This is a genomic window from Microbacterium sp. NPDC080220 (assembly GCF_040686395.1).
GTDB lineage: Bacteria > Actinomycetota > Actinomycetes > Actinomycetales > Microbacteriaceae > Microbacterium > Microbacterium gawkjiense.
Genome location: NZ_JBFBOP010000013.1, coordinates 17,501 through 35,395 on the forward strand (window position 1 = coordinate 17,501; position 17,895 = coordinate 35,395).

A 17,895-nucleotide genomic window follows, 5' to 3' on the forward strand; every position below is an offset into this window, starting at 1 on the left:
GCTACGAACCCGCGTGGGATCTCGCCGCGCGCGCCTGACGCTTGGCCGCGCGAGCGCGGTCTACGACCTCGTTCGCATCCGTCGTGTCGACACCGAGGGTGCGCCTGATCACCTCGAGCTCGGCGTCGGTCCAGCGGGTGCGCCCTCGCATCCGCTCACCGAACGTGACGACGTTCAAGCCGAGCAGGTCGATCAGAGCCGCCTGCGTGGGAACCTCGGGCGCCCCCGCCCCGTCCGCGATCGCCGCCCGCAACCGCTCCGCGAAAGCCGCATCGCGCGCCAGTCCCGGCATCAGTCGCGGCCGGCGGCCGCGCTGCGAGGGCGCCCTGCGCGCGCGCTCCTGCGCGAATGCGTCGATCGCGGCCTCGTCGTAGAGCGGGGAGTTGCCTTCTATGGCAACCGGCTCGGGGAGCAGAGGACCCTCCTGGCCGGCTCTGCGCAGCTTGTTGCTGATGGAGCGCATCTTGTAGACCGCGACGACGGACACGCCGAGCTTCTCGGCGACGTCCGCCGTGGTGAGGTGCCGTCCGGTCATCAGCGCTCCTCTCAGCTGGATGAATATAACCACTTTCGCGGTTACGGCGCGCCGCGGCAACCAGACCCAACTTGGTTGGGGATGCTGGGGCGCATGGCTAACAAGGACGCGGACGCCATCCGTGAGGAGCTCCGTCGCATCGGCCAGCAGCTCGCGCAAGCGGACGAGCTGCGCGAACGCCGCGGCAAAGTCGTCGACGAGGCGCGCGCGGCCGAGCTGACCCAGCGAGAGATCGCCCTCCTGCTGGGGATGACCGAGGAAGGGCTGCGGAAGGCGCAGAAGTCCTACCACGGACGCGGGCGCTCTTACGGCGGCCGCCTCGCGTCCTAGCGACCCCGCCAGACCTTCATGGAGCGCCCGTCGACTGCGAAATCTGATTGCAATTTTCAAGCACTCTTGACTAATATAACCTGACGAATGAGGGGGTGAGATGGACGAGCTGAACTACCGACCCAAGCCGTGGACGCCGAAGGACGTGCCCACGATCTGGGTCGACCAGACCACCGGGCAAGGCGTCACCGACGCCGGCACGCCCGTTCGCCCCGTCATCGGCGAGCGCCGCAAGAACCCCAACCTGACGGACCTGCTCGACACGGCTGCCTCGTACGGCGCTAACCGCATCATGCTGACCGGGAAGCGCCCCGAGCCTGCGCCTGGCGTGCGGCACTGGCTGTACGTCCAGACCCCGAACTGGAAGCCCGGAGCCCACTGGGTCAACAACGGCCCGCCCACCGGTCGGTTCGAGCACGCGGTCACCGGCTTCAAGATCGAAGTCCGCACCGCGGAGGAGTGGTTCGGCGACGGGCCGCTGACCCCTGCCCAGGCTCGTCTGGCCTGGAACGTCACCGCGTCGATCATTCGCCACGCCGACGAGAACGCGCGCCTGTTCAACAGCCCTGCCGCCACCGGAACGAACCTGTGGGCGCTGTCGCTGCCGAAGAACATCAACCCCGTGCCGGTCGAAGACGACATCGCCCAGGAGATCCACTTCACCTCGGGCCTGCACCACTACGACCACCTGGTCGCGGGGGAGTCGTTCGCCAAGCACGAGGACTGCGTCCCGCTGATCGACCCGGCCAAGACGAAGAAGATCAGCGAGTTCGCCTACGTCGACGGCCGGTTCATGTTCGCCGGCGTCGGGCGCGAGCTCGGTATCGGCCCCGCGATCCGGCTGAACCAGGCCGCCGCGTACGAGCTGCTCGAGCAAGACCCCTACGCGCGCGCCCGCTTCCACGTGCGGTTCCGCGTCCCTCAGGGCTGGAACCACGTTGGCCTGCTCGGTGTGAAGCACCTGGACGTTCGCGAAGGCTGGTTCTATCCGAACCGGCCCGGAGCGGTGCACGACACCTGGGCCGACGGCAGCGAGATCCACGTCGCCCTCAAGCACGGGTGGGAGATCCGCCCTCACGAGGCCGTGGTGTTCCGCAAGGCCAAGCCTCTAGACACCTTCACCGAGCGCATGACGCGCGCCCGCGAGCGAGTCCAGCTGCAGGACGAGATGCACCCGGACCTGCGCCGCGCTGTGCTCGCCGCGCTGCGGAACATCATGCTGCACTCGATCGGTGCATTCGCCGCCGCGGGCCGCGACGAGACCCGCGTCGCCGCGTCGCCCGATGACGTCCCGCCCGAGTACAGGGCCAAGATGCTGCGACAGGGCAACCTCTGGATCTATCGCATCCCGTCGCGCCCGAACGACCGCACCCGAAGCTTCTACCACCCGGAGCTCGCCGCCCAGGTCTGGGGTCGCGCACGCGCTCGCGTCCTCCACGGCCCCAGCTCCCTCGGCGGCTACACCTCCGGTGCTCTCACGGTCGACCCCTCGACGCTCATCGGCATCCAGGGTGATGCGATCTACACGACCAAGCTGCCGGCGTGGTCCCTGCCGGACCGGTTCATCGGCGGCGGCGACGACGGCAAGACCGGGCGCCTGCGCCTGCAGGGCTACCTCAACGGATCCTTCATCACGCCGGAGACGCTGCGGCAGCGTGACGCGCTGAAAGCACGTGCCGAGCGGGCCGGCATCGCCAAGGCGCTCGAGCAGGCAGAGGAGAAGGGCTGATGGCTGACCAGCAGCGCACCGCCCAAGACCTCATCCGCGATCTGCGGCGCAAGGGCATCAGCACGGCCGAGATCGCCGAGGAGCTGCACCGCTCGCCTCGAATGGTCCGCAAGATCCTCAACGGCGAAACCAGCGGCGCCCTCTACCGCCAGGCGCTCCAGGAGCTCGCTGACACCGGACGCCTCACCCACGTCCCGCCGCGGCGCCGGCGCAAGGACGGCTCGATCGCCCCCGTGCGAGGCAAGGCCGGCGCCAAGCCCGTCATCCCCGAAGACCTCAGCGGCACCTACGTTGAGGGTCGCCAGGGTGGTCGGCTGCGCGTCGACGTGGCATACGCCACCGGGGGCGACCGGTACATCGAGATGCGCATCCCCAAGGGCCGCACCGCGAAGGGCCGCGAGCAGGCGAACGCCGAACTGATCAAGCAGGTCCGCAACGCCGCCAAGGGCCAGTCCCACGACAAGCAGAAGCAGATCACCGCCCACCTGACCTTCTCCAACGGCCGCGTGATGGAGGTCAACTCGTACAACGCCTCGACGATGCTCAAGCGCATCCACGAGAACGGCGGCGACGCCCTCGGCTGGTTCCGCGAAGAGTCGAAGAACCGATACGTGAACCTCGACACCAGCCGCGACACCATCACCGGCGTCACCCTCAACGTCGTCAGCACGGCCAAGACGACCGAGTACCAGAGGCAGGCCGAGCGCGGCCGCACTCGCCGCCCCCGCTCGCTGTCGCCGGCGGAGCTCATCAGCATGGAAGAGAAGCGGCGCATCGAGGAGCGCCGCGCTCGCCGCCGTGGAAACCGAGGAGGTGGTCAGTGACCATGGCCGCCCCGAAGAAGCCCACAGCTGCAGCGAAGCCCCGCGCACGCAAGGCCGCGCCCCCCGCTGAGGAAGTCACCAGCGACGTCGACCAGGCAGCGACGTCCGAAGCACCCGCACGCGCACCTCGCGCAAGCCAGAAGCCGGCAGCGGCGAGCGCGACGCCTCCTGAGTCGGCCGAGGCGGAGACGCCACCGCCGGCGAAGAAGAAGCGGGGGCCCTACAACGTCGTCTACGTCCAGAAGAAGCCCGTCTCGATCCGTCTCCCCGACGACGCGCTTGAACTGATGGACTGGGCCAAGCAGGATGCAGCCAGCCGCGGCGACCGCCTCACCAAGGACGAGATCGTCACCGTTGCGCTTCGCGCCTACTGGGGCCGCAAACGGCGCCGCGGGTAATGACCGTCTCCTGAGCTGCTGGCAGGGAAGTCGAGATGAGTGAAACTAACGGGCCGGCCGAGTTGCCGGTCTACTCGATCGCCGAGGCATTCGTGAAGCGATCCGGAATGTATATCGGGCAGCCCGTCACGTTCGAGCGAGTGCACACGTTCCTGCTCGGTTTCGAAACGGCGATGTTGTACGTTCGCGACGAGCTCGCGCGCGATCGCAATGCGTTTCAGCCCGTGGGCGTGCTCGGTCAGTTCCGGGAGCAGCTGCGATCCGAGGGGCGGCTCAGGTGGGACTCCTGGTCCCTGACGATCGTGGCGGAAGCGATCGGCTGGACTGGCGACGAGCCTCCGGCGATCGACGATCTGACCGAAGAGCAGCACCTCGAGGCAGTCCGGGACCTTCTCCCGTTGCTCGAGAAGGTCTTTGCCCTCCCCGCGGAGCTTGTCACCTCGCTCCGTGACTCCGCCTGAGAAGGGTAGGCACCCCACCGCTGTCGGTGTGTCGTCCCGCCCATCGAGTTCGAGAACGCGTTCTATGCTGTGCGGCGATGATCAACCTGACCGCCACCGTCCCGCTTGGACCGCTGACAGAACTTGTCGGACGATCCCTCTCGGCGACTGGGAGATGGGTCAACTCATCCGGTAGCGCCTACCTGTCATATCCATCACTCAGAGGATCCTGACCCGGACGAACGATCGCAGTCGCTCGAGGGCAAAGGACCCGTGCGGATGTCGCGCGTCACACCTCGACCTCGAACGGCAACTTTCGCAGTGTCGTCGCGGAAATCCCGGTGCTCTTGTACATCCGGGCGTGGGCGTACTGGATCTCCGGCAGCAGATCGATGCGGCCGATCGCCTCCAGCATGATCTCGTCGGCCTGACCGGTGAGATGACGCAGTTCGGGGATCGCGTACCCGCCCACGTACTTCCCGGAGTTGAGATCCCAGGAGCGCACGGCCGGCAGCGCCTCCTCGATCCTCTCGCCGAGCTCCACCAGAGCATCGAACGTGTCCTGCCCGTAAGCGTGCGGGGAGAATGGGATCTGCGACATCGTGCCCTTGGTGACGTTGAAGCAGTCGCCCGTGAACGTCCACCACAGGAACGCCAGCCGCGACGCCGCGATCGCGCTGGCCGCGAGCTGGTCCTTCCGGTTCTGAACGAACAGCTTCCCCTCGTTGAGGGGCACCGTGGCGTGCGTGGTCTTGTCGTAGGTGACCGGCGGCACCGTGTACGTGCTCAGGAAGTACGTGGCGGTCTTCTTGAAACCGACGGAGTAGTCGCTCACACGGACAAGCGGCGTCGAGGAGATCGTGCCCTTCGCAAGCAGCGTGTCGATCAGCTCGAACATCGCGTCGCTGCTGGCGCGCATCCAGTTCGGGGTCCGCGAGCCGGCGGGCCGAAGCGAATACCGCAGTGTCGCCATCAGATGCGGACGGAACGCCTCGATCCAGCTGTGGGTGAGCGTCGTGTGCAGCTCGGAGACGCTGCCATACCCGGCGGCGGTGATGATCGTGCTGCGCACCTTCACCTGGAACAGGGCAGCCGGGCGTTCCTGGAAGGTGCTCACCCAGATCGCATCGAACCGCCGCTCGTAGAACTTCCGCAGTGACTCGTCGCGATCGGCGAACTGGCTGCGGATGGGAACGATCAGGCTGAGCCGGCCATCCGGGCGCGTGATCTGCGCCGAGCGCTCGCAGCAGGAGGCGTAGATGTCGTCGACGTTGTCTGTCTCGAAGCCGGTGATGCGGTAGCTGAGCTCGCGCCGGTTGACGTAGGGTGGGTTGCCGATGACGACGTCGAAGCCGCCCTGATTGGGGTGTGACACGTCGCCCCGCACCGGCAAGAAGCGCGGCCCGTACAATGTCCAGCGCATCGAAAAACACCCCGCGACCTTCCGACTACCTCCGGACGTCTTCGAGTACATCAACCAGGCACGCGACGAAGCCGCGGCCCGTGGTGATCGCCTCACCAAAGACGAAGCGATCACCATGGCAGTCCGCGCGTTCTGGGGCGGCAAGCGCCAGCGCCGCCGCTGATCACCACACCGACATAACCGACGAAAAGAACTCTGGAGGCATCTGATGAGCCGTCGATCTATGCTCGAGCAGGAAACCGATCCGCTACACCCCGCGCGGATGCTACCGCGCACCTGAGACGAACGCGCGGTCCTTCACCGAGGATGGCTACATCTCGACATGATCAACCGAGGCAGCGAGAAGATTTCGTGCGAAGAGGTGGAGGACCTCGTCTACCGCTATGACAGCTTCGATCTAGCGGCCGCCGTCGCGATGCTCGACCCCGTGTTCAGCGAGCGGGTATGCGTCTACGTGAGTCTCAAGGAGGGCGGCCCGCTCGGGCTCGAACGGATCCGCGCCGCCATGGAGTCCGCCGGGGTGGCTAAGCATAAGCACCCCGAGCGGCTGATCGCCGTCGACGACATGCCCCTCACCAAGGTAGGCAAGATTGACAAGAGGGAGCGGAGAGGGCTTTGCCCGCCGCGACAGCGCCTAATGGGGCAGACGCTCAGCGCCCGCGCCGCCACGCGAGCCAGTGGCGGATGCTCTCCTCGAGCGCGTGCAATAGAGGCAACATCACCCAGATGACGCACGCGACGGTCAGTGGCGTCGTACATAGGATCTGGAGGTACGGCGGCAGGCCGGTCAGGAGCGGAGCGATGAAGTAGGCGTTGAACATGGCAGGCGGTACCAGCGCGATCCACACTAAAATCGCCGTCCACCACCGCGGGCGCGCGGGACCGGCCGTCGGGATTGCACCGGTGAGGGCGTCCGGAGTCAGTGGACGGGCCTGCCCGATCGTGAGCGGCACGGCCTGTTGCAGGTGCGCCTGCCGCTCCTTACTGTCCTCCCACCGGATGAGGTCATGGGGGGAAGCGAACGTGATCTCGACGACAACCTGGCGCCGGTGCCGTTCCGAGACTCGGACCTTCGACTCCCGGTAGCCGGGGAACGACTGGGCCCGGCCGGTGAAACCATGCGCCCACTCGGTGAGATCGTCCAGCCGCCCGGGGACGGCTGTGCGCGCCACCCGAGCCGTGACCGTGAGGTTATCTGGTTGCATGGTGTCCTCCCGGGGCAGAGGAAGCCCCGTCTCCCAGCGTATTGCGCCGATGACGCGGCACTGAACAGCTTCCGACCATCGGGGTCCGGATCAATAGCGCGAAATAGTGCTCTTCCGAGCAGTGGAGTGTCACCGCCACTGCCGCCTCACGCAGGATGGAAAGTTGAAAGACCTGGATCGACGGGGAGGTCATTTGCACGAGGCGTTTCGCTTGCTGCGGGAAGAAAGGCTCAAACGAGGCCGATACCATCGCCGAGCGACGGTGTATCACCCGGACGTAGAAGAGGTCGACCAGCTCTACGGTGTCCGGCTTCAGCTGGAGTCCTTAGGCGCGCGCCGGACGGTGGACGGATGCTGCGCTCCGAGATCGGCGCTTCGCGCGAGTACGGGACGCTAATGGATGCGGCGCTGGCAGTCGGTGACATGGGCGCCTGGCTGGTGGCGCACCACGCGTTCCTCCGCTGCTGCGTCGCGCGTGCAGACATCCCGTTGGGGCGGGTAGTGGACTCCTACCCGGAACGCTGCTTACACATCTATCAGTTGTGGCACCCGCAGTCGTTCGCCATCGCTCATCGCGAGTACGAGGCCGTCCTCGAGTCGATCGTCAGGCGTCCGACGCCCAGGGGATCGATCTGTCGCCGCTGGCGACCCACGAGTTCGCCTTCGACGATGCCGCCGCCGCCTTCGAGCAGTCCCGCGACGCGTCCAGCAGCCTGAAGGTCCTGCTCCGACCGTAGAGCGCCTGGGCCGTCGGGGCCGTCACAGGGAGCCACGCGGGCGGCGTGGGGTGGCACGGGCTGCAGTGGCACCGCGGAGACGATCCTCCCGCCTGTCGGGTCGGCATCGGAGCGCGCGGTGCAGGAGGAGCGCGCCCACGTTGCAAGTAAGCTTTCTGCCGTGCAGAATCGACAGCTCGGGTCGCCGGGCGATCCACCCCAGTATCCGATCGAGTCGGTCGACAACGCGCTGAAGCTGATCCTGCTGCTGGGTGAGGAGCACGAGCTGCGGCTCACGGACGCCGGTGCCCTCCTCGGGGTGGCGACCTCGACCGCGCACCGACTTCTCGCGATGCTGGCATGGCGCGGCTTCGTGCGGCAGAACCCGGTGACCAAGGCTTACGGCCCTGGCCCGGCGCTGACGACGGTGGCCTTCTCGGTGCTGCGCAGGATGGATGTCCCGAGACTGGCGCAGCCGATCCTCGAGGACCTCAGCGCCGCCCTCGGTGAGACCTGCCACCTGGGCACGCTCGAGGGCAACCATGTCCGATTCCTCGCCGTTGCCGAGCCCGATGTGGCCGTGCGCGTGGTTTCGAGACTGGGCAAGACCCTGCCGGCGCATTGCACCTCGACCGGCAAGGCGCTGCTTGCCGAGCTGAGCGACGAGCAGCTCTTCCGGCTGTACCCGGACGAGCAGCTCGAGATCGTCACACCGAACTCCATACGTTCCCGAGACGAACTCGTCGCCGAACTGGTTCGGACACGACTGGACGGTTATGCCGTGAATCGGCAGGAAAGCGAGGACGGCGTGGCGAGCGTCGCGGTCCCGGTCCACGTCTCGTCGGGACTGCGACTGGCGATCAACGCCTCCGCGCCCGTGCAGCGGTTACCGCCGGGCAAGGTCAAGTCCCTAGCGCGGTCACTGCAGGACGCCGCGATCCGCCTCGCCGAACTGTTGGGGTGAACCGGCCCGGGTCGTCGTAGCGCCCATGGATGCGCTGCGCACGCGAACACGCCGCTGATGAGCGTGGCTGCGGGAGCGACCGACCCGCCGCCGTGGGCCTCAGTGCCCGTTGGCCGGATCGTCCGGGTCGCGGGCGGCTTCTTCGCCTTGATCCAGCCCACTCAGCGTCGCCATATCCTCCGAGCTGAGCGTGAAATCGAAGACGTCGATGTTCTGCGCGAGATGCTTCTCATCGCCGGCGCGCGGGACGGGAACGATCCCTTCCTCGATGTGCCAGCGCAGTAGGACCTGTGCGGGCGACTTGTCATACTTCGACGCGATCGCGGTCACCGCGGGATCGGACAGCAGGGCTCCTCCGCGTCCGAGCGGGCTCCACGCCTCGGTCAGGATGCCGTGAGCGCGCTGGAAGCTGCGCTGTTCGACACGGGCGATGTCGACGCTGAGCTGGATCTGATCGACGTCGGGGACGACACCGGTCGCGTCGACGACGCGCTGAAGGTGGTGAGACTTGAAGTTGGAGACGCCGATCGCCTTCACTCGTCCCTCTTCGAGCAGTCTCACCAGACCCTTCCACGCTTCGACGTATCGGTCGAGGGCCGGAACCGGCCAATGGATCAGGAACAGATCGAGGTAGTCGACGCGAAGGGTCTTCAGCGATCGGTCGTACGCGCGCTGCACTCCCTCGACGCTGTGGTCCTCCTTGTTGAACTTGCTCGTGATGAAGACCTCGTCACGAGGGATGCCCGATGCACGCAGACCGGCACCGACGGCCTCCTCATTCGCGTACTTGTACGCCGTATCGAACAGGCGGTAACCGTAGCCGACCGCCTTCTCGACCATCGTTGCGCACTCGTCTCCCGTGAGTGGCCACGTGCCCACCCCGATTCGCGGGATGCGGTGACCGTGCAGGAGGGGGAGGGTGGTGTCGTCAGCTCTCATCGGGCGGCCGCCTTCGCCGGAGCCGTGCTCGAGGGCTCGAGGAGGGCGCGCAGCCGATGTATCAGCTCGTCCGCCTTCGCTCGCGAGGCGACCGAGCGGCGGGCGTCGACGAGGGCACGCGGCCAGTTCACGATGACGGCACCTTCGGCCTGCCCTTGGCTCTCGCCGTACACGACGGCGAAGCGGTCCTGCGCAGGGTCGCCCACCATCGTCCAGTGATCAGATCCGGTATGCCCGACGATCTGGATCTTCCAGTCGTACTGGTCGCTCCACACATACTCCGTCGGGTCGTAGCTGCGCAGGTCATCCGGGTGAGCGATGTTATGCGCGACAATCAGCGCCTGATCCGTCGCGCTCGTCCAGTGCTCCAACCGGATCGGGTCGGGATGCCGTCGGTTCATGAATCGTGCCACGTCGCCGATCGCATACACGTGGGAGACGCCGACGGCGGCAAGCGTGCCTTCGCAGACGACACCGTTATCCAGCGCGAGGCCCGACGACTCGAGCCACTCCGTGTTGACGACCGCTCCGATACCGAGCAGGACAGCGTCGACATCCAGCGTCGCGCCATCGGTGAGCGTGACCTGGACGCGGTCACCCGTGCGCTCGACGTTCTCGACGGAGACGCCGAAGCGTAGCTCAGCACCCTCCCTGCGGTACTTCTCCGCGAAGATACCGCCCACTTCCATATTCATCGCCCGGCCCATCGGAGCACCGATCGGTTCGATGATGGTGACCTTGACACCGGCCGCAAGCGCTGTGGCGGCCGCCTCGGCGCCGATGAATCCGGCGCCGACCACCGCGAGGTGGCGGCCCGGAACGAGCTCCTTGCGCAGCTCGTCGGCATCGGCGCGGGTACGCAGCACGTGGACGCCGGGAGTGGAAGCCCACGGGGTTCGGCGAGCTCGGGCACCCGTCGCGATGACGAGGATGTCGTAGGTCAGCTCGCTGCCGTCGGCGAGCGTCAGCGTCTTGCCGGCAGGATCCAGCTCGGTCGCGGCGACGCCGAAACGGGTCTCGACCCGCAGGCCTTCGAGCGCTTCCGCCGTCGTCAGCGCGATCTCCGGGTCGGATGCGGCGCCGCTGAGGTACTTCTTCGACAGCGGGGGACGGTCGTAGAGGGGATGGCTCTCCTGGTCCACCAGCGTGATCGCGCCGGTGAACCCCTCCGAACGAAGATTCTGTACGAGCTTGACTCCGGCGACGGAAGCACCGACGACGACGACGTGAGACATGCGAATCGGCTCAACCCTCGACAGACAGCGCCGAGACCGGGCAGCTTCGGGCGGCTTCCTCGACGCGAGTGCGCTCCGCGTCCGGCACCTCGAGCTGCAAGAGCACGACCTTGCCGTCGTCGTCGATGTCGAAGTAGTCTCCCGCGGCCACGACGCAGTTCGCGTAGCCCTGGCAGAGGGAGAGGTCAGCCTTCACCGTGGCCATGGTCATTCCTCGTTGATGATGGGTCGGGGTCGGGGAACACGGGCGCGTACGGCGACCCGATCATCGCTGAGAACGTCTGGACGGTCTGCCAGGTGAGCGCCTCCAGCTCGAGCGGGTCGAGTGCGATCCATTGTCCGGATTTCGGAGAGTCGATGAGCAGACGCGTCCCGTTGCGGGTCTCGACCCGGCTCACCGTGATCTCAGAGAACTCGTTGGCGATCGTGAGCGGCTCGCCGACGGTGCGCGCGACCAAACGTGCGCGCTCCTCGGCGGCGGCGATCGCGGCGGCCCGATCGACGTCGGCGCCTTCCCACTCCAGGGTCACAGGAAGATCGCCAGGTTCTGGGTGCGCAGCACCGACTCGTCGACGAGGATGACGCGGCGCGCGAGCTTGTACTCGCCTCCGACGTCACGGAACACATCCTCCCGGTGGGCGGAGATGATCGACGGCTCGTTCACGTCTCCTCGGCTGCGGAACAGCAGCATCGCGGAGTCGGCGAGCACCTCGCCGGGCACGTCGGTCTCGAACACCCGCACGTTGGTCACGAAGTGACGCAGCCGGGACGGAGGGTCCTCGGTCCAGGCATGCTCGGTAAGGAACCGTGCGACGCGCCGGCTGAGCGAGTACTTGTTCTCGTCCCAGTGCGCCATCCCGGGGGACGTGCTGAAGGGCGTGCCGAGTGCGGTGGTCACGCGGACGGGCATGACGTAGTGGATGTCTTCCGTCAGCATGTCCAGCCAGCTCTCATACCGCTGCTGGTCGAGAGTGTAGGCCTCTTCGACGAGCCAGCGATGGATCGTGGCGTGCAGCTCGCTCGTGAAGGGCAGGGACGAGCCCACCCGGTCGGCGAGGGTTGACGACTTGCGAAGCCGGGAGACTTCGGAAACTGCCTTGCCGGTCTCCTCGATCATCGGACCACCTTCTGACCATTGTTCGTGATGCCCGCAGGTCGGGGCTCGACATCCAGTGGCGGCTCGCCGCCGATCGACAGGGCACGGAAGTCGACGCCCTCGTACTCCGACTCCAGGTAGTCCGCCCAGCGGTGGAGCAGATGGCGCTGGTTGTACTCGCCGTAGCCCACGTGCGCGACGCCGGGGCCGGCGAACTGGTCGGGGCCGAGCGGCTCGACGACCGGCGATCCATCCTTGAGGATGCCCATGCGGCTGTTCAGGAGCAGGCGCCGCGCCATTGATCCCTTCGCCGTGTTCGTGAGCGAGACCCAGTTCTCCACGTCGTCCTGCTCGAACATGCCCGTCGACCCGAAGCACATCAGGTAGGCCTTGTACGACAGTGCCTTGAACTCCTCCGGAGCCTCAGCGTCGACCGCGAACCAGGAGTACACCTCGGTCTCGTCCTCGCTGATCGGAAGCCACGTCCGGATGGAGATGAACGGGAGCACGTCCTCGTCCGAACCCTCCTCGACCTTGGGCCAGTTGTGGACGAAGGACATGTTCGGGAAGAGCGAGGCCGCGGAGATCATGAACCCGTCGCGGCCGATGACATCGAGCTGCTCCTGAGACCAGGTCGCCTTCATCCGCTCGACCATCTCGTCCGGGTAGCCGACGTACCGCAGCCGCTCCTCGAGCGTGCCCGGCGGGAGCTTGTAGGTCGTGCCGCCTCCGTTGCCGGCCCAGTATGTGTTGCCGTCCTTGCGCTTCTCGGCCTTCGGCTCGCGGAACAGCCCGATCTCGACGACCGAGGTGTGCGTCTGGGGCGTGTGGTACATGTCGCCGGCGAAGTTCTCGGCGCCGATCTTCCAGTTCGCCTTGACGCGCCACCGCTGCGGGCCCCGGAGCTCGATGCCGCTGGGGCTCTGCCGGGTGTAGTAGTCGAGATAGAACTTGAAGTCGCCGATGTAGTCCTCGAGGCTCGGCGCATCCGGGTCCATGCTGATGAAGATCAGGCCGTTGTACATACCGAGGTTCGGCGCCGGCAGGAGCCGTGCGCCCTTTCGGCTGAACCCGGCCTCGCCGCCGTAGGCCTCCTCGTGGAAGGGGAGTCCGACGATGCGTCCGTCGTTGCGGTAGGACCACCCGTGGTACGGGCAGCGGAAGTGCGAGGCGTTCCCCATCTCGGCCCGGCAGACCTGCATGCCGCGATGCAGGCACATGTTGAAGTGGGCGCGGATCTCACCCTTCTCGTCGCGGACGATGATGAACGAGTCGTCGAGTATTCGCCGGACGACGTAGTCGCCGGCCTGAGGAATCTCGGACTCGTGGCCCACGAACAGCCAGGCGCGGCTGAAAAGGTTCTTTCGTTCGCGCGCGAAGATCTCCGCGTCGTTGTAGATGTACGCCGGTATCATTCCGCGACGGATCTCGTCGTAGATCGTCATGCTGGAAGTGCTCATCGTCGCGCCTATCCGTAGTGTAATGCTTCGACACCGCTCCGACGTCGCACGTCGAAGCGGGCCGAGGCATAGTTTCTGATGTGCAGAAATTGATTCTGCCACACACGCGCGCCTTACGTCAAGTGGGCCCGAGGAAGGCCTTCGCGGCCGCGCTCGGAGGAGGAGGCGATGCGTCGCGGCTGCGAGGACCATCCTCCCGTCCCAGAGGGTGGGCATGCTCCTCTGGAACACAGAAACCGCTTCTGCTGGAAACGAGGAGTCAATGATGAGCCCGTCGACCGATGTCGCAGACCGGGAATGGACCGTCACTCTCGATGGCAAGCCGTGGGCCAGTGCCGCGCGCTACGAGGTCGAGAACCCCACGACCGGGCGTCCCCTGACCTCCGCCCCCGACCTCTCCGAGGAGGAGGTCGGGCGCGCGGTGGCGGCGGCGCAGGCTGCGCAGCCGGCCTGGGGCGCGATGCCGCCCCGAGCCCGGGCCGCCGTGATCCGGCAACTCGCTGCGACGATCCGAGAGCACCGTGAGGAGCTCGCCACTCTCGACGCACTGGACGGCGGGTTCACCCTCTCGATGATGAGGGGCGATGTGGACGCGGCGGCGGAACTCATGGAGATCTTCGCCGACATGGCGCTCGACCTCGGTGGCCGGACGATTCCGGTGAGCACGAACCTCCACTACACCATGCAGGTGCCCTACGGAGTGGTCGCGCGTATCGGTGCGTTCAACCATCCCTTCTTCTTCGCGGCGGCGAAGGTCGCCGCGCCCCTCGTCGCCGGCAACGCCGTGGTCCTCAAGGCCCCGGACCAGACGCCGCTGTCTTCGTTGCGCCTGGCCGAGCTCGCGGTCGGGATCCTCCCGGACAATCTGTTGATCACCGTCAGCGGTCGCGGCGCGGTGACCGGACGCGCGCTGGTGCGTCATCCCGAGGTCCGCCGGATCGGTTTCATCGGGTCCACCGCGACGGGGCAATCGATCCAGCGGGATGCAGCCGAGACCGGAGTCAAGCACGTGTCGCTCGAACTGGGCGGAAAGAACGCTCAGATCGTCTTCGCCGACGCCGATTTGGAGGCGGCTGCGGCCGGTGCCGTCGCGGGTATGAACTTCACGTGGGTCGCCGGACAGAGCTGCGGCTCGACGAGCCGCCTGCTCGTGCACTCCTCGGTGGCCGACGAAGTGATCGGCCGGGTCGCCGAGCGCATGGCCGCGATCCGGGTGGGAGACCCGCTGGACCCGTCCGTGGACATGGGCCCGCTCGTGTCGGAGGCACAGTTCCAGAAGTCCATCAGCGCCATCGCCGAAGGCAGGAAGGCGGGTGCCACCGTGGCGACGGGCGGCGGCCGTCCCGCCGGCCTCGATGAGGGGTGGTTCGTCGAGCCGACGCTGCTCACCGGTGTCAGCCCCGGGTCGTTCGTCGAGCAGAACGAGATCTTCGGCCCCGTCCTCTCCGTCACCACCTTCGACGCCGACGAGGAGGCCGTACGGATCGCCAACGGCGTCCAGTACGGGCTCACCTCGAGCATCTGGACGCGCGACGTCACGCGCGCCCACGTCGTCGCCCGGCAGATCGAGGCCGGCTACATCCTCGTCAACAGTGGCAGCCGGCACTTCTGGGGACTGCCGTTCGGAGGGGTGAAGGCTTCGGGGATCGGCCGCGAGGAGTCCCTCGACGAACTGATCTCGTACACCGAGACGAAGACCGTGACCGTTCTGCTCTCGTAGGGGGGCAGCGCTGCGCGCTGTACGTCGTCGCAGCAAGCGCGGCGCGATCCATGCCGGCGGTGCTGGGAGGCGCTGTTCCCGTCAGCCTCGGGCAAACCCCGTCGAGGCGAAGGCCGCCTGCAGGGATGCCTGGGCGCCGAAAACGTTCCCCGGGCCATCACAGAGGCGACACAGCAGTACACGAAGTGGTCGGCTGAGATCCCCCGGGCGGAGCGGCTTCCGGAGTTCCTCGAGCGAGCGTTCCAGATCGCTTCCACCCCTCCCTACGGTCCGGTGCACCTCGGCATTCCGATGGACTTTCTGGAAGAGGAGATCGAGTTCACCCCGGGACCGGTGACCGAGTATCTGCATGAGGCGCTCGATCCGGATGCGGTAGAGCGTCTCGCCCAGATTCTCAGGACGGCGGCCAGTCCGGTCATCGTGGTGGGGACAGAGGTCGCGCGGTACGGTGCGATTGCCGCGCTGGAAAGGCTCTCCGACCTGGTGGACGCGTCCGTGCTCGGGGAGATCAAGGGCGCCGACCTCGCCTTCCCGAACACCAATCCGAGGTACGTCGGCAAGCTGACCGCATCGAGCCCTGCACTGGAGGGCGCAGACGTCGTCGTCCTCCTCGGCGCCGAGCTCACCGAGGGGCTGGCGATGCCCCTGCCGGATTTCGGTGACAGCCTCGTGGTGCAGGTCACCGTGGACCCGCTCGCTCTGCGCCGGCAGTACGCAGGTCAGGTCGGCATCCTCAGCCACCCCGGGCGCCTGCTCGATGCGGTCGCCGATCGCCTCGCTGAAGGCGGAGCGGTACCCGTGAGCTCGGGCGGGCGGGTGCGAGGGCTCAGAGAGCGCTGGGAAGCGGGCCGCGAAGCCTTGCGGTCGCGCCTGCTCGGCGAGGCTGATGGCGCGGTATCGGCGGCCCACATCGCGGACCTCATCCATCGCCTCGGCGGCTCCGAGACGATCGTCGTCAACCAGTGCGGATCCGCGGAGGGCTTCATCGACACACTCGTCGACTATGGCGCACCGTGGACGTATTTCGGCCTCTCGGGGAAGGCGAGTGCTCAGGGTTGGGGCGCGCCGGCGGCGGTCGGCATCCAGATGGCTCGTCCCGATCGTCGAGTGATCGCCGTCCTCGGCGATGGCGGGTTCATGTTCAACTCCACAGCGATCCACACCGCTGCCGCGTACGACGTTCCGGTCGTCTACCTCGTCCTCGACAACGGGGGCTGGCGGGACGTCGCGACCGTGACGGGAGCGATGGGCAGCTCGCTCGGAGAGCCCGGCGCAGAGGATGCGATGCGCTGGACCTTCCGGCCCCCGATCGACCACGCATCGTACGCCCGAAGCCTGGGACTGAAGTCTTGGCGGGCGTCCAACCCGGAGGAGCTCGAGAGCGCGTTCGCCGCCGCGTTCGCCGAGGATGGGCCGACGCTGATCCAGGTCGCGTCTGCGATGGGCGATGTCCGGGTCTTCGGGCAGGCGTTCGCGTGAGATGTCGAGCAGGAGTGACAGCGCCGTATACGGTGAGTGAGCCGCGTGTTCGGGCTGACAGCGACACGTACGTCTGCAGTAGGGAGCGATGAAGGATGTCAACTGGTGATCGACTAGGGGTTCGAGAGGATCTCGTCGATGCGAATCGCATTCTCGTCCGCCACGGCATCCTCGATGCTTTCGGCCACGTGAGCGTCCGTGACCCCGACGACCCGAGCAGGTTCCTCATCTCCAGAAACCTGGCCCCCGGCCTCGTCACGCCCGACGACATTCAGGTGATCGGATTGGACGGGACGACCGCGGACGACAGACCGAGCTATCTCGAACGATTCATCCACGGCGAGATCTACCGGGCACGCGCCGATGTCCAGGCCGTTGTCCACAGCCACTCCGCGTCGATGGTGCCCTTCAGCATCTCCAGGACGCCTCTGCAGGCGGTGTGGCACATGGCGGGCTTCCTCGGCGAAGCGGTCCCGGTCTTCGAGATCCGTGACAGCGTCGGGTCCTCCAGCGACCTGCTGATCCGCAGCGGTTCGCTCGGCGCGGACCTTGCTGCGACCCTCGGGGGCGCGGCGGTCGCACTCATGCGAGGACACGGATTCGTCGCCGTGGGCGACTCGATCCCGCAGGCGGTCGCCCGCGCGGTCTACGCGGACCTCAACGCCCGAGCACAGGTGACGGCCGGTCAGCTCGGCGGCTACACCGCCCTCACCGCAGAAGAGGGCGCCGCGGCCGCGGAATCCAACAACGGGCAGCTCACGAGGGCCTGGGAGATCTGGAGAGCCAACGCCAGGCGCGGGGAGAGCGTCTGAAAGCGCGCCTCCTCCAGGCGCGCTGAGCAAATCCGCCCGCTCGCGGCCGGCGCGTCATCGCGTCGGCGAAGCCGGCCGTTCGCCCCTGGTGGGGCGGTCCGGCATGCCGGCACACGCCGCCCGCGCCTAACGGCTCGCGCCATGTTGTGTATCTGACACACACAACAGTAGTAGGGGGGGTCGGACATTTGACGGGCCGGGGGGTGGACACGGGAGCGCCCCGCCGGATCGTCTCGGCGGGGCGCTCGGGTGCAGCGTTATCGCGCCGTCCACCACCGCGGGCGCGCGGGACCGGCCGTCGGGATTGCACCGGTGAGGGCGTCCGGAGTCAGTGGACGGGCCTGCCCGATCGTGAGCGGCACGGCCTGTTGCAGGTGCGCCTGCCGCTCCTTACTGTCCTCCCACCGGATGAGGTCATGGGGGGAAGCGAACGTGATCTCGACGACAACCTGGCGCCGGTGCCGTTCCGAGACTCGGACCTTCGACTCCCGGTAGGGCCGCGTCCGTTTGAGTGGTGGTCTTTCGCTTCGTTGCGATGATCAGCTGTCGTTAGTTTAGGCGGCGGTGATCTCGGGGAGTATCACCGCCTC

General features: G+C 67.1%; 20 protein-coding genes. 11 read left to right on the forward strand and 9 right to left on the reverse strand.

Features of this window, described 5'->3' with window-relative positions:
* Window position 1: 1 nt before the first annotated feature.
* Window positions 2-535, reverse strand: a complete 534-nt coding sequence (locus tag AB0P29_RS15380) for a helix-turn-helix domain-containing protein (protein ID WP_005050761.1) — start codon at window positions 533-535, stop codon at window positions 2-4.
* A gap of 93 nt (window positions 536-628) precedes the next feature.
* On the opposite strand from AB0P29_RS15380, the gene AB0P29_RS15385 reads away from it, so the two are divergent.
* The 5 genes from AB0P29_RS15385 (at window position 629) to AB0P29_RS15405 (ending at window position 4,277) form a co-directional block, all read left to right on the forward strand.
* Window positions 629-865, forward strand: coding sequence for a hypothetical protein (locus AB0P29_RS15385; RefSeq protein WP_043340519.1), 237 nt, complete (start codon window positions 629-631; stop codon window positions 863-865).
* Between the two features lie 100 nt (window positions 866-965).
* Window positions 966-2,594, forward strand: a complete 1,629-nt coding sequence (locus AB0P29_RS15390) for a hypothetical protein (protein ID WP_005050756.1) — start codon at window positions 966-968, stop codon at window positions 2,592-2,594.
* Window positions 2,594-3,418 carry a hypothetical protein gene (locus AB0P29_RS15395; protein ID WP_047801722.1) on the forward strand — a complete coding sequence of 275 codons (825 nt, stop codon included), beginning with the start codon at window positions 2,594-2,596 and terminating at the stop codon, window positions 3,416-3,418. The genes AB0P29_RS15390 and AB0P29_RS15395 overlap by 1 nt, the downstream gene beginning before the upstream one ends.
* Window positions 3,415-3,816: a hypothetical protein gene (locus AB0P29_RS15400; protein ID WP_005050751.1), complete on the forward strand. Its 402-nt coding sequence runs from the start codon at window positions 3,415-3,417 to the stop codon at window positions 3,814-3,816. Before AB0P29_RS15395 ends, AB0P29_RS15400 begins: the two co-directional genes overlap by 4 nt.
* 35 nt (window positions 3,817-3,851) lie before the next feature.
* On the forward strand, window positions 3,852-4,277 hold the full coding sequence (locus tag AB0P29_RS15405; protein WP_005050749.1) for a hypothetical protein: 426 nt from the start codon (window positions 3,852-3,854) through the stop codon (window positions 4,275-4,277).
* Between the two features lie 268 nt (window positions 4,278-4,545).
* Here AB0P29_RS15405 and AB0P29_RS15410 read toward each other — a convergent pair whose 3' ends face one another.
* Entirely contained in the window at window positions 4,546-5,823 is a 1,278-nt protein-coding gene (locus AB0P29_RS15410; RefSeq protein WP_363381032.1) for an Eco57I restriction-modification methylase domain-containing protein, read from the reverse strand.
* A gap of 178 nt (window positions 5,824-6,001) precedes the next feature.
* Here AB0P29_RS15410 and AB0P29_RS15415 point away from each other — a divergent pair, with 178 nt between their 5' ends.
* A complete protein-coding gene (locus AB0P29_RS15415) occupies window positions 6,002-6,409 on the forward strand; it encodes a hypothetical protein (protein ID WP_005050745.1) in 408 nt (135 codons plus the stop codon).
* Here the strand turns inward: AB0P29_RS15415 and AB0P29_RS15420 are convergent.
* Window positions 6,330-6,851, reverse strand: a complete 522-nt coding sequence (locus AB0P29_RS15420) for a hypothetical protein (RefSeq protein ID WP_162303983.1) — start codon at window positions 6,849-6,851, stop codon at window positions 6,330-6,332. The two genes, AB0P29_RS15415 and AB0P29_RS15420, sit on opposite strands and share 80 nt — an antisense overlap.
* Before the next feature lie 384 nt (window positions 6,852-7,235).
* On the opposite strand from AB0P29_RS15420, the gene AB0P29_RS15425 reads away from it, so the two are divergent.
* Window positions 7,236-7,601, forward strand: a complete 366-nt coding sequence (locus tag AB0P29_RS15425; protein WP_062633834.1) for a hypothetical protein — start codon at window positions 7,236-7,238, stop codon at window positions 7,599-7,601.
* Between the two features lie 138 nt (window positions 7,602-7,739).
* Entirely contained in the window at window positions 7,740-8,564 is an 825-nt protein-coding gene (locus AB0P29_RS15430; RefSeq protein WP_005050741.1) for an IclR family transcriptional regulator, read from the forward strand.
* Between the two features lie 99 nt (window positions 8,565-8,663).
* Here the strand turns inward: AB0P29_RS15430 and AB0P29_RS15435 are convergent, their stop codons facing one another.
* Genes AB0P29_RS15435 through AB0P29_RS15460 form a run of 6 tightly spaced genes read right to left on the reverse strand, consistent with a single transcriptional unit; the run spans window position 8,664 to window position 13,294 of the window.
* Window positions 8,664-9,503 (reverse strand): aldo/keto reductase, encoded by an 840-nt coding sequence (locus AB0P29_RS15435; protein WP_005050739.1) that lies wholly within the window; start codon window positions 9,501-9,503, stop codon window positions 8,664-8,666.
* The gene (locus AB0P29_RS15440; protein WP_062633832.1) at window positions 9,500-10,738 is read right to left on the reverse strand and encodes an FAD-dependent oxidoreductase; all 1,239 of its coding nucleotides are present in this window, start codon (window positions 10,736-10,738) and stop codon (window positions 9,500-9,502) included. The genes AB0P29_RS15435 and AB0P29_RS15440 overlap by 4 nt, the downstream gene beginning before the upstream one ends.
* 10 nt (window positions 10,739-10,748) lie before the next feature.
* Entirely contained in the window at window positions 10,749-10,943 is a 195-nt protein-coding gene (locus tag AB0P29_RS15445) for a ferredoxin (protein WP_062633830.1), read from the reverse strand.
* Window positions 10,924-11,268: a hypothetical protein gene (locus AB0P29_RS15450; protein WP_085603657.1), complete on the reverse strand. Its 345-nt coding sequence runs from the start codon at window positions 11,266-11,268 to the stop codon at window positions 10,924-10,926. Before AB0P29_RS15450 ends, AB0P29_RS15445 begins: the two co-directional genes overlap by 20 nt.
* On the reverse strand, window positions 11,265-11,855 hold the full coding sequence (locus tag AB0P29_RS15455) for a 3-phenylpropionate/cinnamic acid dioxygenase subunit beta (RefSeq protein ID WP_062633826.1): 591 nt from the start codon (window positions 11,853-11,855) through the stop codon (window positions 11,265-11,267). Before AB0P29_RS15455 ends, AB0P29_RS15450 begins: the two co-directional genes overlap by 4 nt.
* Window positions 11,852-13,294: a Rieske 2Fe-2S domain-containing protein gene (locus tag AB0P29_RS15460; protein ID WP_228164524.1), complete on the reverse strand. Its 1,443-nt coding sequence runs from the start codon at window positions 13,292-13,294 to the stop codon at window positions 11,852-11,854. The genes AB0P29_RS15455 and AB0P29_RS15460 overlap by 4 nt, the downstream gene beginning before the upstream one ends.
* A gap of 265 nt (window positions 13,295-13,559) precedes the next feature.
* Between AB0P29_RS15460 and AB0P29_RS15465 the strand changes: the two genes are divergently transcribed.
* The 3 genes from AB0P29_RS15465 to AB0P29_RS15475 all read left to right on the forward strand — a co-directional run bounded on the left by AB0P29_RS15465 (window position 13,560) and on the right by AB0P29_RS15475 (window position 17,305).
* Complete coding sequence (locus tag AB0P29_RS15465) at window positions 13,560-15,014, forward strand: aldehyde dehydrogenase family protein (RefSeq protein ID WP_062633835.1); 1,455 nt, start codon at window positions 13,560-13,562, stop codon at window positions 15,012-15,014.
* A gap of 273 nt (window positions 15,015-15,287) precedes the next feature.
* Entirely contained in the window at window positions 15,288-16,493 is a 1,206-nt protein-coding gene (locus AB0P29_RS15470; RefSeq protein ID WP_062633824.1) for a thiamine pyrophosphate-dependent enzyme, read from the forward strand.
* Window positions 16,494-16,588: 95 nt separating this feature from the next.
* Window positions 16,589-17,305: a class II aldolase/adducin family protein gene (locus AB0P29_RS15475; protein WP_062633823.1), complete on the forward strand. Its 717-nt coding sequence runs from the start codon at window positions 16,589-16,591 to the stop codon at window positions 17,303-17,305.
* The last annotated feature ends 590 nt before the right edge of the window (window positions 17,306-17,895 follow it).